Origin of the sequence: Aliiroseovarius halocynthiae (assembly GCF_007004645.1) — a bacterium.
Classification (GTDB): Bacteria; Pseudomonadota; Alphaproteobacteria; order Rhodobacterales; family Rhodobacteraceae; genus Aliiroseovarius; species Aliiroseovarius halocynthiae.
In genome coordinates, this window is the sequence record NZ_ML660019.1 from 882,733 (window position 1) to 898,970 (window position 16,238).

Below are 16,238 nucleotides of genomic sequence, written 5' to 3' on the forward strand. Positions count from 1 at the left end.
CGTCGCGGCCCAAGGACTGTCAGGGAGGAGGAAGACAGTCCGAAGATTTTGGGCGACGAGATCAGGGAGGAGGAGAGATCTCGCCGCCATTCGTGTTCACCGCCAGGGAGGAGGAAGGCGGGGAACCGAAACTCAGTTGCCGTAAACGGCCATGCGTGCGACCAAACGGATCGAGCTGCGGTTGATGCCCAGATCGTAAAGTTCGCGATCGCTCAGCGCGCTCAGCTCTTTCACAGTGTTGCGATAGGTCTGGCGGGTGGCGAAGTTTTCTTTCCAGCGCGCGATCGTTGCTACGAAGCGGTCGGACAGGCCAGCTTGGGCCAGGATGATTTCAGATGCGTGTGCCATTGCACTTTCTCACTTTCGGTCGCAGGTCTCTGCGGATTAAGGCCGGCCATCAGGCGGCCAAAAAATTCTGTTAGCGACAACATCGTCGCTGTGAGACAAAGATGGGGGTAATGCTGCACATGCACAATACCCCTAACAATCAAACCCGCCATGCGCTGTGCGCATAGGTGAGTGTGCCAATAAAATAGTCACAAATCCGTTACTTAGGCGGGTGCTGTGTGAAAATGCTGCAACGCAGAAATTAAGCTTAACCGGTGCCGCCAGGGAAATGTTAGCGTCATGCATAACTTGCTAAGGAGCGAGGCGGCTTGCCCAAAATTAGATCGGGGGCCGGTCGGCTATTGTCTTTCGTTGATTCTCGCGCGGCGCTTTGCCTCTTGCGTCTGTGTGGAATCGCGCCAAGTAATGAGGTCAGGATCAAGGAGACTTAAATGGCGGATATGAAGGATAGGATTAAAGGGGCGCTATCTGCGATCGCTCTGCCGGATGGCGGGGACCTGGTATCGCGTGACATGGTGCGAGCCCTAACGATCGAGGGCGGGGCTGTGCGCTTTGTAATCGAGGCGCCTTCACCAGAACAGGCCGCTGGGCTCGAGCCGCAGCGCCGCGCCGCAGAAGCAGCCGTGGCGGATCTGCCCGGTGTCGATACGGTTTCAGCCATTTTAACGGCGCATGGATCCGCCCCAGCCAAGCCAGCACCTAATCTAAAGATTGGTGGGCACCCTAAACCGCAGGCTGGTCCTTTGCCGGTGCCGGGGGTGGCGTCCATTGTGGCCATTGCTTCGGGCAAGGGTGGGGTTGGCAAGTCGACGCTCAGTTCGAACCTTGCGGTGGCCTTGGCCAAGCAGGGGCGCAAAGTTGGCTTGCTGGACGCCGATATCCTTGGACCATCACAGCCCCGCATGATGGGTACAACCGAACGTCCGGGATCGTCGGATGGGGATATGCTGACTCCTGTTATGGCGCATGGTGTCAAGATGATGTCCATTGGCTTGATGCTGAAATCAGACCGCGAGGCCGTGGTCTGGCGTGGTCCGATGTTGATGGGGGCATTGCAGCAGATGCTGTTCCAGGTCGACTGGGGTCCGTTGGATGTGTTGCTGATCGACTTGCCGCCCGGAACGGGGGATGTTCAGCTAACCTTGGCACAGAAGTCACAGATAACTGGCGCTGTTGTTGTCTCGACCCCGCAAGATGTGGCGCTTTTGGATGCGCGTAAAGCCATTGATATGTTTGACAAGGTCAAAGTGCCGATCTTGGGGCTTGTCGAAAATATGTCTTCCTATGTCTGCCCAAGTTGTGGGCACGAGGCACATCTGTTCGGACATGGCGGTGTAAAGGACGAGGCTGCGGCGATCGGTGCGCCCTTCCTGGGGGAAATTCCCCTATCACTTGATGTGCGCCTTGCGGGCGACGGGGGAACTCCAATCGCAGCAGGCAAGGGGGCGGTCGCAGATGCCTATGCCAAGCTGGCTCAAGATATGGTGACACGCGGGATCGCCTGATCCGCGTTGACATAATTACATGGACGCCCGGCGCAATCACTGCGCTGGGCGTTTGGATTCTGGGTTGATGTCGCGATTGGGAATTCATGGGTTCCGCACTGAACGCGCATGGGATCGTCGCAATTTACTAAGAGATCGTGACAGAAATTCGCCCTGCCTCCGCTGAAATTGCCCTGATTTGATTGTCGGAGAGAAAAATTTTGGATTTTATGGGAAATAGTAGTTCTGCGAGTGCATCACTATATCTTGTGGGTGTGGTATTTCCTTGCGCCACATTCCGTGATGTATTGAGTCAATATTCTGCAATTGCATCAAGCTTTCAATGTGTTCAGGGCCTGTTAGCGTATAGGGTGCCATAAAAAACTATTGCTTCCCATGATTTCCCGGGCTATCCCTGTATTCAAGATGAGGACGGGACAGAAAGGGGCGATAAGACCCCGAACGACACTCCCAAGTCAGGTTTCATGCAGGCCCCGCTTCATCGAACGAAAGAGATCCGGCGCGTACGCGAGCAGACATCCCCCCCAGGTGGCGCGCGCAGCTGGGCACCCGGAAACGGGACAGGCGGCGGATTGGTCAGTGGCAGCTAGATCAATTCGCCGTTTTTATTCCAGCCCTCGCTTGGGTTGGTGGGACAGTTGATTAAAGGGGGCCGCGCAAGTGGCACGCAGGTTCAGAGGTGAAAGCCACCACAAGGTGGACACGAAGGGCAGGGTTTCAATCCCGGCCCTGTTTCGCCGTGTGCTTGAGGCCGGTGACCCCGATTGGACCGATGGTCTGAACCCCAATCTTGTTATTGTTTATGGTGATCATCGCCGTAATTATCTGGAAGCCTACACGATCGAGGCTATCGACGAGGTTGACGACCAGATCGCACAGATGCCGCGCGGCTCGATGGAGCGTCGCATGCTGGAGCGTCTGTTCAACGGGCAATCTTTCCCCACGACTGTGGACGAAACGGGTCGATTGGTTCTGCCTGCCAAGCTGCGCCAAAAAATTGGCCTAGACAAAGAAGCGTTCTTTATTGCCACCGGCGACACATTCCAGATTTGGAAGCCCGAGACCTATGACGAGGTCGAGATTGCCAAGACCGAAGAATGGCTGGATGAGCAGCCAGAAGATTTTGACGTGCTGACCCTGTTGGGCGGCCAGGGGGAGCACTAAGATGTCTGACCCGGCTGCCACCGAAAAACGACCTCATATCCCCGTTCTTCTTCGGCCGCTTCTGGAAGCGGTCGCACCGGTTTCTGGTGACTGGGCGGATGGAACCTTTGGGGCAGGGGGATATACACGCGGATTGCTGGATGCTGGTGCCGGCTGGGTTTGCGGCATTGATCGCGATCCGATGGTGTTTCAGATGGCTGCGGACTGGGCTGCGGAGTATGGTGAACGGCTTGCGCTGCGCGAAGGTACGTTTTCGGACATGGACGCGCTGGCGGATAAGCTGCTGGATGGCGTGGTTTTGGATCTCGGCGTCAGCTCGATGCAGTTGGACCTGGCTGAACGCGGCTTCTCTTTCATGAAAGAGGGGCCGCTGGATATGCGGATGAGCCAATCGGGCCCGTCCGCCGCCGATCTTGTGAACGAAGCCGATGCCGACACGTTGGCTGACATTCTGTATCACTACGGGGAAGAGCGAGCGTCACGTCGGATTGCGCGCGCGATTGTGAGAGCGCGGACTGACGCACCGTTTGAAACGACATTGCAACTGGCCGACGTGATCGAAAAGAACCTGCCGCGTTCGAAACCCGGTCAAAGCCACCCGGCGACGCGTAGCTTTCAGGCGATCCGCATCGCGGTGAATGATGAATTTGGTCAATTGATTGAGGGGCTTGAAGCCGCTGAGCGCGCGTTGAAGCCCGGTGGTAAACTGGCTGTGGTGACGTTCCATTCGATGGAAGATCGCGTGGTCAAGCGGTTCTTGCAGGCGCGCGCGTCCTCGGGCGGGGGCGGGTCGCGCTATGCACCCGAAGCTGCTGAAGAGACGCCGCGGTTCAACCTGACGCCACGCAAAGCCATCGGCCCGGAAAAGGACGAGCTGCAAGAAAACCCCCGTGCGCGGTCGGCCCGTTTGCGTGTGGCGACCCGTACGGATGCACCAGCAGGTCTGTCTGATCGTAAAAAGCTTGGCTTGCCGCCCCTGGTATTTAAGGACAGATCGTAATGCGTAGCTTGCTGTATATTCTATCTGCCCTTGCTGTGATGGGGCTGGCCTATTGGGCTTATTCCGAGAACTACAAAACGCAGGCCTCGCTTGACCGGTCACATGCGCTTCAGGGGGAAATCGGCCGTATGCAGGAAGAGCTGGCGGTATTGCGGGCTGAATGGGCCTATCTGAACCGCCCGGATCGTCTGCGCGATCTGGCGCGGATGAACTATGACAAACTTGAACTGAATGTGCTTGAGCCGGGCCAGTTCGGCCGGGTAGATCAGATCGCCTTTGCTGACGATGACGAATTGCCCGAAATCACCGGCGCCGTGGATGTAATCGGAGATCTGGAAGAATGACCCGCGTCCCCCTTCGCCCACTCGCCCGTATTCTTGATGCCCGTGCCAAGGGTGAAAACCCCGATGCGATTGAGTGCGAAAACCTGCGCCAGCGCCATGACCAGATCCGCAATGAATCGCGCCTGCGCTCGGAAGGGCGTTTGCTGGTTCTGGCGGGTTTCTTTCTGTGCGCATTCGTCACCGTTGGTGCGCGCATGGCAACCCTGTCGGCATCCGAAGCACAAGAACCGCGCGCGCAGGCGCCCGGGTCGTCGATCGCAACGGCGCGTGCAGACATTCTGGACCGTCAGGGCCGCATTCTGGCAACCAACCTTGTGACGCATGCGCTGTATGCCCAGCCGCATCAAATGGTCGACCCGGAGCGTGCGGCGGACGAATTGGTGCGGATCTTTCCTGACCTTAAGCGCGCGCGCCTGATCAAGGACTTCACTGGGTCGCGCAAGTTCTTGTGGATCAAGAAAAAAATTAGCCCCGAGCAAAAGCAGGCTGTCTTTGACATTGGCGAGCCCGGCCTTCTGTTTGGCCCGCGCGAAATGCGGCTTTATCCCAATGGCAAGCTTGCAGCCCATGTCTTGGGCGGGGCAAGCTTTGGACGCGAAGGCGTTTCGGCCGCTGAAGTCATCGGTGTTGCTGGTGTCGAGAAGCAATTCGATGATTTCCTGCGCAACCCCGCGAATGGTGGCGCACCGTTGGAGCTGTCCATTGATCTGACCATTCAGGACGCCGTCGAGCGCGTGCTTTATGGCGGCATGAAAATGATGAACGCCAAGGGCGCAGCTGCGATCTTGATGGATGTGCACACGGGCGAGGTGATCTCGGTCGCGTCCCTGCCGGATTTCGACCCCAACAACCGTCCGCGCCCGTTGACGGTGGCGGATAAAGGCAAAGATCAATCTGACAGCCCGCTTTTTAACCGTGCGGTGCAGGGCGTGTACGAGCTTGGGTCGACCTTCAAGATTTTCACCGCCATTCAGGCGATGGATCTTGGGTTGGTGAACCCGAACACGGTGATCGACACCGGCGTGCCGATGAAGATCTCGGGATACCGCATTGGCGAATTTCGCAACAAAAACTATGGCGAGCTGTCTGTCTCGGACATCATCGTCAAAAGCTCGAACCGAGGGACGGGGCGCATGGCGCTTCAGATCGGGTCGGAACGCCAGCAAGAGTTCCTGAAAACGCTAGGTCTTCTGGATCGCACCCCGCTCGAGATCGTCGAAGCCACCGGATCGACCCCGCTTGTGCCGAAAAACTGGGGCAAGCTTAGCTCGGTCACGATTTCCTATGGTCACGGCATTTCGAACTCGCCCATGCATCTGGCTGCGGCTTATGCGTCGATTGCCAATGGCGGCTTTTCCGTGAAGCCGACAGTTCTGAAACAGCATCATGTCGAACGCGGCGCGCGGGTAATGAGTGAACGCTCGGCTGCCGCTGCACGCGATATGCTGCGCAAAGTGGTCACCGAGGGCACCGCCAGCTTTGGCGAGGTCGAGGGATATCTGGTGGGTGGCAAGACCGGCACAGCAGACAAGCCCAAGCCGCGTGGCGGATATTATGATGATAAGGTGATCAACACCTTTGCCAGCATGTTCCCGTCGGATAACCCGAAATACGTTCTGATCGTCACGCTGGACGAACCGGTCGAGACATCGGGCACCAAGCCGCGCCGCACAGCGGGCTGGACGGCCGTTCCCGTTGCAGCCACGATCATCGAACGCGTGGCGCCGCTGTTGGGCATGAAACCGCGCGAAACCCGCGTTGAACCTTTGGCCGCAACTGGGGTAACACTCACGTCGAACTGATTAGGCGGATTGCAAACAGATGGGTGCTGAGATGGTAACGAAATCCCTAGGGCAGCTGGGGCTCAGCGCCCGTTCTGGTCGCGATGTGCAGGTGACAGGGCTGTCGGTTGACAGTCGTCTGGTCAAGCCCGGCCACTTGTTTGCCGCCCTTCCCGGCGCAAAGCTTCATGGTGGTGAATTTATTCAATATGCCTTGCGTATGGATGCCGCGGCCATTCTGACCGATCCTGAAGGCGCAAAGATTGCCGAGGCTGAACTGGCCGCATCCGATGCAGCTGTCGTGGTCACTGAAGACCCTCGCATGGCACTGGCCTATGCCGCAGCGCTTTGGTTTGGTGCACAGCCGGAACACATGGTGGCTGCGACGGGGACGAACGGGAAGACTTCGGTTGCCAGCTTCACACGGCAGATCTGGGCGCTTCTGGGCATCAAAGCCGCTAATCTGGGGACCACCGGCGTTGAAGGCGCGTTCACGGCACCCTTGTCACACACCACGCCTGAACCGATCACCTTGCACACAGTACTGGCCGATATGGCAGGCGCGGGCGTGACCCATGCCGCGATGGAGGCATCCTCCCACGGGTTAGCGCAGCGCCGCCTTGATGGGGTCCGCCTGTCCGCCGCCGCTTTCACCAACTTCACGCAAGACCATCTGGATTATCACGAGACATTCGAGGAATACTTCGCCGCCAAGGCAGGTCTCTTCGCGCGCGTGCTGCCCGAAGGGGGAACCGCTGTGATCAATATGGATGATCCGAAAGGCGCCGAGATGGCCACGATTGCCGAGGCGCGTGGCCAGAACCTGATCCGTGTGGGGCAGGGCGAGAGCTGCGAGCTGCGGCTTAAGGCGCGGCGTTTTGATGCGACCGGGCAAGAGCTGATGTTTACGTGGCAGGGCAAACCGTTCACCGCACGCTTGAACTTGATCGGAGGGTTTCAGGCAGAGAACATCCTTGCAGCCTCAGGACTGGCCATTGGCTGTGGCGCTGACCCCGAGCATGTGTTCGACACGTTCAAAGATCTTGAAACCGTGCGCGGCCGGATGCAGCACGCCGCCACCCGCGAAAATGGCGCGGCCGTGTTTGTGGACTATGCCCACACGCCGGACGCGCTGAAAACCGCTCTGCGGGCCATGCGCCCGCATGTGCTTGGGCGTTTGGTGGTTGTGTTCGGCGCTGGCGGGGATCGCGATACATCGAAACGGAAACTGATGGGGCGGGCTGCGGCCGAGAATGCCGATGTGGTCTTTGTGACCGACGACAATCCCCGCTCGGAAGACCCGGCGCTGATCCGCGCCATGGTGATGGAAGGCTGCCCCGAGGCCGTAAATGTTGGTGATCGGGCCGAAGCTATCTTGCGCGGCGTCGATGCATTGGGGCCGGGTGATACGCTTTTGATCGCTGGGAAAGGACACGAGACGGGCCAAACTGTTGGCAATGACGTGCTGCCCTTTGATGATGTCGAACAGGCCTCGGTCGCGGTGGCTGCATTGGAAGGGCGGCTGGCATGAGTTTGTGGACTGCGAATGAGGCCGCGAAGGCCACAGGCGGCGAAGTTCGCGGTGACTGGGCGGTGTCCGGTGTCTCGATCGATACGCGCACCATCGAAGCTGGCGATCTGTTTGTTGCACTGAAAGCGGCCCGCGATGGGCACGAATTCGTGGCGCAGGCGTTGGAAAAAGGGGCCGGAGCGGCTTTGGTCAGCCATGTGCCCGACGGTGTGGCTGACGGTGCGCCGCTTCTGATTGTTGACGATGTTCTGACTGCGCTGGAAGATTTGGGTCGCGCGGCACGGGCGCGGACCAAGGCGCGCGTTATTGCGGTGACCGGGTCAGTTGGCAAAACCTCGACCAAAGAAATGCTGCGTACTGTGCTGAAGCGGCAGGGCAAAACCCACGCGGCTGAAGCAAGTTACAACAACCATTGGGGCGTGCCTCTGACTTTGGCGCGGATGCCTGCGGACGCGGATTTCGCCGTGATCGAAATCGGGATGAGTAATCCCGGCGAGATTGAACCGCTTGCCCGTATGGCCCGCCCACATGTGGCGCTGGTCACAACGGTTGCCGCAGCGCACCTTGAGGCATTTGATGATCTGGATGGAATTGCACGCGAAAAGGGATCAATCTTCAAAGGGTTAGCGCCGGAAGGCATCGCTATCGTGAATGGTGATCTGGACACGTCTTCGACCCTGAAGGCCGCAGGAGAAGGCTTCGAGACGCAAAGCTTTGGCGCAACCGCGCGTGGAAACGATCATCATCTGATCCATGTCGTGCTTAGTCCCGAGGCGACCATCTGCAAGGCGAAGGTCGCTGGGCAAGATTATTTGTTGAAAATTGCAAGCGTAGGGCGGCATTTTGCAATGAATGCGCTGGCGGTCCTGGTTACGACCCGCGCCTTGGGTGGGGATGTGACCTTGGCGGCCCGCGATATCAGCCATTGGGCGCCTCCATCTGGTCGCGGCACGCATGAAGACATACTGCTGGACGCACCTGAAGGGCTGACCTTGACGTTGATTGACGATGCGTTCAATGCCAACCCCACCTCGATGGCGGCCTCGCTCGAGGTGTTGGCGGTGTCGCAACCTGTCGATGGGGTTGGCCGGATCCTGAAGGGGCGCCGTATGGCCATTCTGGGGGATATGCTGGAGCTTGGCCCAGACGAAGCCAAATTGCACGCCGACATCGCAGATCTGCCCTTTATGGATCAGATCGACATTGTTCACTGTTCCGGCCCACTGATGCGATCGTTGTGGGAACGGCTGTCCGGCGATCAGCAGGGAATTTACACCGAAACCGCAGCAGAGATGGCCGCGCAGGTCCACACTCTGATTGACGCTGGCGATGTCGTTCTGGTTAAGGGCTCGAAGGGATCGCTGATCTCCAAAGCTGTTGACGCGATCCGCAAAATGAGCCAAGCGCAAGGTTAACAAGCAGAAGGGCCCACTTTATGTTGTATTGGTTGACCGAGTTTTCGGATGGCGGCGATGTTTTCAACCTGTTTCGCTATATCACCTTCCGCTCGGGTGGGGCTTTTTTCACGGCGCTGATTTTCGGTTTTATGTTCGGAAAACCGCTGATCAATATCCTGCGCCGCAAGCAGGGCAAGGGGCAGCCAATCCGCGATGATGGCCCCGAAAGCCACAAGGAAAAACAGGGCACGCCGACTATGGGCGGGCTGTTGATCCTGTCTGCATTGCTGGTGGCCACGCTGATGTGGGCGCGACTGGATAATCACTATGTCTGGATTACGCTGTTTGTGACCTATGGCTTTGGTTTGATTGGCTTTGCGGATGATTTCGCCAAAGTGTCGAAGAACAATACCGCTGGGGTGTCGGGCAAGATTCGCCTGGCCATTGGGTTGGCTATTGCAGGGATAGCAGCCGTCTGGGCGTCCAGCGTTCACCCCGAGGGGCTTCAGTACCAACTGGCCTTCCCGGTGTTTAAAGACACGCTTCTGAACATGAGCTATTTGTTCATCCCCTTCGTGATGATCGTCATCGTCGGCTCGGCCAATGCAGTGAACCTGACGGACGGGTTGGACGGGCTGGCCATTATGCCGGTGATGATAGCAGCAGGCACACTAGGTGTGATTGCCTATGCTGTCGGCCGTGTGGACTTCACTGAATATCTGGACGTGCACTATGTGCCCGGCACGGGTGAATTGTTCGTCTTCACCTCGGCGTTGATTGGCGGCGGATTGGGCTTCCTTTGGTATAACGCACCGCCCGCCGCCGTGTTCATGGGCGACACCGGATCACTGGCCCTTGGCGGAGCCTTGGGCGCGATCGCTGTGGCCACCAAGCACGAGATTGTATTGGCCATTGTAGGCGGTCTGTTCGTGGTCGAGGCGCTTTCGGTCATTATTCAGGTGTTGTACTTCAAGAAGACCGGTAAGCGGGTGTTCCTGATGGCGCCGATCCACCACCATTTCGAACATAAAGGCTGGAAAGAGCCGCAGATTGTGATCCGCTTCTGGATCATCTCGTTGATCTTGGCGCTTATTGGTCTGGCGACATTGAAGGTTCGCTAAACGCGGTTAAACTACTTTCCTAAGGCCCCGCCCATTCGGCGGGGCTTTTGTTTTTGCGGCAAACGCATTAGCGATGGAACAACACGGACAGGAGGCACGCATGATCCCGGTGAAAGGTTTTGATGGTCGCAAGGTTGCGGTTCTAGGGCTTGGACGGTCGGGTCTTGCGACGGCCCATGCGCTGGAAGCGGGCGGGGCCGAGGCACTGTGCTGGGATGACGGGCAAGAAGCGCGCGAACGCGCCGAAGGGCAGGGGCTGATCCTGCACGACCTGAACAAGGGCAACGCGTGGGAGGATGTCGCCGCCCTGATCGTCAGCCCGGGCATTCCCCACCTCTATCCCGAACCCAACAAGCTGATCGCGCGTGCGATGGAGGCTGGCGTGCCGGTCGACAATGACATTGGCCTGTTTTTTCGCAGCTTCGCAGATCAGGAATGGGATAACTTCGACACTCTGCCGCGCATCGTTGCGGTGACGGGATCGAACGGAAAATCCACCACCTCGGCCCTGATCCATCACGTGCTGGAACATGCCGGCAAGCCCACGCAACTGGCTGGCAATATCGGACGCGGTGTCCTGGACATCGACCCTGCCCATGATGGCGAGGTCGTTGTGTTGGAGTTGTCGAGCTATCAAACCGATCTGGCCCGCTCGCTAACGCCTGACATCGCGGTTTTCACCAATCTGTCACCCGATCATCTGGATCGTCACGGCGGCAAGGGCGGCTATTTCGCGGCCAAACGTCGTCTGTTTTCTGAAGGCGGCCCCGATCGCGCAGTTGTTGGCGTGGACGAGGCGGAAGGCGTCTATCTGGCGGGGCAACTGTCCGAAGGTGCTGCGGATGATCGCGTGATCCGCATCTCGGTTGATCGCAAGTTGACCGGCCCCGGATGGCAGGTCTTTGCCCGGAAGGGCTTCCTGTCGGAATACCGAAAAGGGCGTCAGATCGCCTCGGTCGATTTGCGGGCTGTTAAGGGGCTGCCTGGAAGCCACAACCACCAAAACGCCTGTGCTGCCTATGCGGTTTGTCGATCGATTGGGTTGGCCCCCAAGGTGATCGAAGCCGCATTTAACGCCTTCAAAGGGCTGCCCCACCGCTCGCAATTGGTAGGCGAGGCAAACGGAGTGGCGTTTGTGAATGACAGTAAGGCCACCAATGTGGATAGCGCCCGCGCAGCCCTTGGGGCGTTCAAAAGCATTCGTTGGATCGCAGGTGGACTGGGCAAGGATGGCGGGATTGAAAGCCTGTCTGACGTTCTGTCACATGTGGCCAAAGCCTATTTGATCGGCCATTCGGCACGCGAGTTCGCCTTGCAGCTGCGCGACGTTCCATATGAGATCTGCGAGACCATGCAGAACGCAGTGGCGGCGGCCTCGCGGGATGCGCAATCCGGGGACACAGTTCTGCTGGCTCCCGCCGCGGCCAGCTTTGACCAATATCCTGATTTTGAAAAGCGCGGCGAAGATTTTACGCGACTGGTACAATCCATCCTTCAGGATATGTGAGCGATACCGGTATCCCGCGGTATGCTGAAAAACTCAAAAACCCCTTGTTTATAAGGGGTTGCAATGTGTTTCGTCTCTGCTACCACTTTGCGCGGAGGAGACACGCGCATGAAGACTTTGACCGATCATCCGGGCCGTTATGACCTAGCAAACGAGCTGCACGCCCGCCCGTCCCCCGCGCTAAGTGCGCCGGGAACGGCGGCCTATCTGGCCATTAAACGCCCGGACAACGCGGCCAATCGTGATCGCGATGCGGATCGTCAGCATTTGATTGCGCTTCTTGATCGGTTTGGTGCGCCGCATCCCAGCCCCGGATCCAATCACTATTTCGGAGAAATCGGGCGCTATCACTTGAAATGGGAGCAGCATAACGAGTTTGTCAGCTATACCGTGTTCTCTGACGGTATCTCGTCCCGTGCGTTTGATCCGGCGGCGTTTGATGTCTTCCCGGACGATTGGCTTGCCGACGCGCCGGGCGCGCGGATCACTTCAGCCCATATCCGGGTTCAACAGATGCCGGGCAGGGAAACGGAAATGGACGAACAGGTGCGCGATTGGTTCGTATCTGAAAGCATTGCCTCGACATGGGTGCTGGACCGTGCCGCAATGGTGGCGGGCGATTTCCGCATCGATCCGGCAGGTCACATGCGCTTTGTGGCGTTCATTTCTGAAGGGACGGGCAAGCGGCGGATTGGTCGGATCGTGCAACGTCTGTGCGAGATTGAGACCTATAAGACCATGTCGATGCTGGGCTTCCCGGAAGCGCGCAACATTCACCGCAATCTGCGCAATGTCGACGACGAGCTGACCCATCTGGTTGGCGCAATGAAGCGCGGCGATGAACCGGCCGAAGCCACGTTAAGCGAGCTTTTGTCGATCTCGGCCGAGCTGGAAGAGCTAATGGCGTCAACATCGTTCCGAATGGGGGCGACGCGGGCATATGAAGCCATTCTGAATCAGCGTATCGGTGCGCTGAGGGAAGAGCGGTTTCGCGGGCGTCAGACGCTGAGCGAATTCATGATGCGCCGCTATGATCCCGCGATGCGCACGACGAAAAGCGCTGAGTCACAGCTTGAGGTCATGGCGGCACGGGCCGCGCGTGCGGGCGAATTGTTGCGCACCCGTGTCGATGTTGAACGGGCCGAGCAAAACCAGGCGCTGCTTGAAAGCATGGATGCCCGCGCCAAGATGCAGCTGCGCTTGCAGGAAACGGTTGAAGGCCTGTCCGTCGTTGCGATCAGCTATTACGCGGTGTCGCTTGCTGGGTATCTGTTCTATCCGCTGGCGGGCGCGCTTGGCATTTCGAAAGGTACATTGACCGCTGCGCTTACGCTGCCTGTGGTGTGTCTGGTGTGGTTGTCTGTGCGCCGGATCCGGAAGTCTCTGGGGCATTGATGCGGGCATCTACGCGGGCGGCAATCCATGCGCCCGCGATAATGGCTAACAGTGCAATCGTCGCAGCGGTGGACAGTGTTGCCACGCCTGACAAACCGGCGCCAACGGTGCAGCCGCCAGCAAATACGCCCCCAAGGCCCATCAGGACGCCGCCCGACAGATAACGGCCCATCTGACCCGCGCCCTCAAACCCTTGCCAGGCAAAGCGCCCGGCAAGCAGGGCTGACAAAGCTGCGCCCAGAACGACGCCTCCGATCAGGCCTGTGCCGAAATTGCCGCCAACGGCGCTGGACGCCGCGGTCCAAAAGAGCGTATCGGCCAGTGGAAGTGTGAAAGACAGGCTTTCCACAGCGATGGGGTCAAATTCGTCCATCAGGACCAGACCAGTCCCAAGCCACCCCAGAGGGATCAGTCCGCCCAGCAATGCTGCCAGCACGATTGTGCCCAGTTTGGGACGCGTCTGCGCAATGAAGAACGCGGCAAGAAGAACCGGCACCACAGCACCCAATACGGGAAGCGACGGCGCTGGGATTTCGACTGCACCAAGGGTCGTGCGCAGCGGAGAGAACACGCCTTTCAGCGCGGCCTGCGCGGTCAGTGCGGCGACGCCGATCACAACTACGGCACGCAGATTTCCCGACGATCCAAGTACAACAAGCCGTGACAGGCAGCCGCGTGTCATGACCATCCCGGCACCGAACATCAGCCCCCCGACCACTAGCGACAAGATTGGCAAAGTTGGTGCGTGATAACGGTGTCCGCTAAACTCGACCCAACCGGCCATGACGGCACCTTGAGTGCCGATGACCGCAACGGCCAGCGCCGTCAGCCAGACGGCAAGTGCTTGTCGCCCGTCAGTGCCAGAGCCGATTACGCCACGGCGCAAACAAAAGCGTGTCAGTTCGGCCAACACGCCAAACGCAGCGCCAAGGCCCAGCCCGAACAAGATCGAGGCTGTGCGTGGTGTCAGGGTTTCAAAACCGAGTGTCTCGAACATCTTCACGTCTCCGCATTTGGGAATATGTTCCATCTGGCGCACGAATTCTCAATCGGCAAGCTTTGAATGTGTCGATGTGTGGCGTTGTTGCGGGAAATTGTTCCATTCATGAGGTTCTGGAGGAACTTTTGACCCGATTCGAGTGTGGGCGTGGTCGTGTCGCCCGTCATGCTTTTCGTTCGGCAAAGCTTGTTCTTATTTGCGTCCAAAGCCCCTGCGGGGGTCCAGCGCATCGCGCAGCCCTTCGCCCAGATAATTTGCGCAAAGAACGGTCAAGGTGATCATCAAGCCGGGCCAGATGGCGCGGGCAGGGGTCAGGGTCAGGTATTCGGTCCCGTCAAACAACAATCGGCCCCATGTGGGGTGGTCCGGTGGGAAGCCCAGCCCCAGAAAGCTAAGTGCACTTTCGGTGATGATGGCATTGGCCAGTCCCAGCGTGGCGGATACGATGATGACACCCAGTACATTGGGAAGAATATGGCGCCGGATTAGCCCCCATGGGCGAACGCCCAATGCGGTGGCGGCGGTCACGAATTCGCGGTTTTTCAACGCCAGCACTTCGGCGCGCAAGATGCGAGCCGTCTGCATCCAACTGGTCAGGCCGATCATCGCGACGATCAGCAGAAAGATCCCAGCCTCTGCCCCGAAGAGCATGCGCAACTTTTCGCGCCACAGCATGATCGTAACCAGAAGCAGAGGAAGGACGGGAAGGGCCAAAAACAGGTCGGTCAACCGCATGAGCGGGGCATCCAGCCAGCGGAACATGCCCGCCAGAATGCCAACGGCCGTCCCAATGGCAACCGACAGTCCCATCGCAACCAATCCCACCAATACGGTGACACGACCGCCTTCCAGGATGGCCGCGAACAGATCGCGCCCAAGGTGATCTGTGCCCATGGGATGCGCCAAGCTGGGTCCAAGGTTGCGGGCGGTTATGTTGATCTGGCCGGATGTATGAAGCCACAGGAATGGGCCAATCAGGACGGCAAACAGGATCAGTGCCAGCAAACCGCCCCCGATCACAGCCCCTTTGTGGCGTCGAAATCGCCGCCAAAACCTGTTGGTGGGGGCTCCGGTATGGGGCAGGTCAGTCATAGCTGATCCTTGGATCCAGCAGGCCATAAGCGATGTCTGCAAATAGATTGAACAGGACGACCAGGACCGCGAACAGGAAGGTCAGGGTTTGCACCACAGGAAGATCGCCGCTTTGGATCGCGGAAATCAGAAGCTCTCCTATCCCGTTGATCTTGAATATCTGTTCGGTGATGACGGCCCCTGCCAACACTTGTGGAATGCCAAGAGCAATGACAGTGACGACAGGCAACATAGAGTTACGGGCAACGTGACGCAGCATCACACGCCGTTCGGATGCACCTTTGGCACGGGCTGTGCGAACATAGTCGTGATGAAGATTGTCCAGCATCGAGGCGCGCATATATCGGCTGATCTGCGCGGCATTATACAGTGCAAGGATCGCGACGGGCATGACCATCTGGCGGAACTGCTCCATCAGACTGCCCCAGTCGGTGACCCGTAGCGTCGTGTCATAGACCGAGGGAAGCCAGTTCAGTTTGACCGCGAAAACAATGATCATCACGACCCCCAGAAAGAAGGATGGCACCGAGTAGCCGATCATCGAGATGAAGCTGCCCAAATGGTCGAACCAGCCATGCTGGCGGTAGGCGGAATAGATACCTATGGGAAGGGCAATTGCGATGCCCAGCAGATAGGACATCCCAACCACCCACAATGTTTGCGGCAGCCGCTCGGCGATCAGATCGACCACCGGCACGCGCGCAGACCAGCTGAGAACGCGCAGACGGTCTGGATCACCAAGTGCCAGCCCAGTCACATTGGTCAGCCAGTTCAGCGGTTCGTGGATGAAAAACTGTTTGCACCAAAGAAGGTAGCGGGTCAGCAGGGGATCCCCGATCCCCAAAGCCTCGCGCAGTTGGGCGCGGGTGTCCGCCGGGATCGACATGGGCAGGTTGGAGGTTGGGTCATTCGGGGCCAGATCCATCAAAAGGAAAATGGCGAAGCTGATGAGCACCAGCACGGGGACCGAGAAAGCAAGCCTGCGCAAACAATAGGTTAACATGAGCGTAAGACGGCCTTTGGTTCCGGGACACGGCCAGAATCTGGCCGCAC

General features: G+C 58.5%; 14 protein-coding genes. 10 read left to right on the top strand and 4 right to left on the bottom strand.

What is annotated here, in order from left to right:
- Positions 1-132: 132 nt before the first annotated feature.
- Positions 133-348, bottom strand: a complete 216-nt coding sequence (locus FIL88_RS04440; protein WP_142852591.1) for a DUF1127 domain-containing protein — start codon at positions 346-348, stop codon at positions 133-135.
- Positions 349-779: 431 nt separating this feature from the next.
- Between FIL88_RS04440 and FIL88_RS04445 the strand changes: the two genes are divergently transcribed.
- From FIL88_RS04445 to FIL88_RS04490, 10 genes are all read left to right on the top strand, one after another.
- Positions 780-1,853: an Mrp/NBP35 family ATP-binding protein gene (locus tag FIL88_RS04445; protein ID WP_142852592.1), complete on the top strand. Its 1,074-nt coding sequence runs from the start codon at positions 780-782 to the stop codon at positions 1,851-1,853.
- A gap of 660 nt (positions 1,854-2,513) precedes the next feature.
- Complete coding sequence (mraZ, locus tag FIL88_RS04450; protein ID WP_142852593.1) at positions 2,514-3,017, top strand: division/cell wall cluster transcriptional repressor MraZ; 504 nt, start codon at positions 2,514-2,516, stop codon at positions 3,015-3,017.
- Position 3,018: 1 nt separating this feature from the next.
- Positions 3,019-4,017 carry a 16S rRNA (cytosine(1402)-N(4))-methyltransferase RsmH gene (rsmH, locus tag FIL88_RS04455; protein WP_142852594.1) on the top strand — a complete coding sequence of 333 codons (999 nt, stop codon included), beginning with the start codon at positions 3,019-3,021 and terminating at the stop codon, positions 4,015-4,017.
- Positions 4,017-4,361, top strand: coding sequence for a cell division protein FtsL (gene ftsL, locus FIL88_RS04460; RefSeq protein ID WP_142852595.1), 345 nt, complete (start codon positions 4,017-4,019; stop codon positions 4,359-4,361). Before rsmH ends, ftsL begins: the two co-directional genes overlap by 1 nt.
- Positions 4,358-6,163: a peptidoglycan D,D-transpeptidase FtsI family protein gene (locus tag FIL88_RS04465; RefSeq protein WP_142852596.1), complete on the top strand. Its 1,806-nt coding sequence runs from the start codon at positions 4,358-4,360 to the stop codon at positions 6,161-6,163. The genes ftsL and FIL88_RS04465 overlap by 4 nt, the downstream gene beginning before the upstream one ends.
- 31 nt (positions 6,164-6,194) lie before the next feature.
- Positions 6,195-7,673: a UDP-N-acetylmuramoyl-L-alanyl-D-glutamate--2,6-diaminopimelate ligase gene (locus tag FIL88_RS04470; RefSeq protein WP_407642327.1), complete on the top strand. Its 1,479-nt coding sequence runs from the start codon at positions 6,195-6,197 to the stop codon at positions 7,671-7,673.
- Entirely contained in the window at positions 7,670-9,088 is a 1,419-nt protein-coding gene (locus FIL88_RS04475) for a UDP-N-acetylmuramoyl-tripeptide--D-alanyl-D-alanine ligase (RefSeq protein ID WP_142852598.1), read from the top strand. The genes FIL88_RS04470 and FIL88_RS04475 overlap by 4 nt, the downstream gene beginning before the upstream one ends.
- 20 nt (positions 9,089-9,108) lie before the next feature.
- Positions 9,109-10,191, top strand: coding sequence for a phospho-N-acetylmuramoyl-pentapeptide-transferase (gene mraY, locus FIL88_RS04480; protein ID WP_142852599.1), 1,083 nt, complete (start codon positions 9,109-9,111; stop codon positions 10,189-10,191).
- Positions 10,192-10,291: 100 nt separating this feature from the next.
- The gene (murD, locus tag FIL88_RS04485) at positions 10,292-11,698 is read left to right on the top strand and encodes a UDP-N-acetylmuramoyl-L-alanine--D-glutamate ligase (protein WP_142852600.1); all 1,407 of its coding nucleotides are present in this window, start codon (positions 10,292-10,294) and stop codon (positions 11,696-11,698) included.
- A 108-nt stretch (positions 11,699-11,806) separates the two neighbouring features.
- Positions 11,807-13,093, top strand: a complete 1,287-nt coding sequence (locus tag FIL88_RS04490) for a DUF3422 family protein (RefSeq protein WP_142852601.1) — start codon at positions 11,807-11,809, stop codon at positions 13,091-13,093.
- Here FIL88_RS04490 and FIL88_RS04495 read toward each other — a convergent pair.
- The 3 genes from FIL88_RS04495 to FIL88_RS04505 form a co-directional block, all read right to left on the bottom strand.
- Complete coding sequence (locus FIL88_RS04495) at positions 13,026-14,123, bottom strand: YeeE/YedE thiosulfate transporter family protein (RefSeq protein WP_246066604.1); 1,098 nt, start codon at positions 14,121-14,123, stop codon at positions 13,026-13,028. The two genes, FIL88_RS04490 and FIL88_RS04495, sit on opposite strands and share 68 nt — an antisense overlap.
- Before the next feature lie 162 nt (positions 14,124-14,285).
- Positions 14,286-15,185 carry an ABC transporter permease gene (locus FIL88_RS04500; protein WP_221931122.1) on the bottom strand — a complete coding sequence of 300 codons (900 nt, stop codon included), beginning with the start codon at positions 15,183-15,185 and terminating at the stop codon, positions 14,286-14,288.
- Entirely contained in the window at positions 15,178-16,188 is a 1,011-nt protein-coding gene (locus FIL88_RS04505; RefSeq protein WP_142852604.1) for an ABC transporter permease, read from the bottom strand. The genes FIL88_RS04500 and FIL88_RS04505 overlap by 8 nt, the downstream gene beginning before the upstream one ends.
- Between the last annotated feature and the right edge of the window lie 50 nt (positions 16,189-16,238).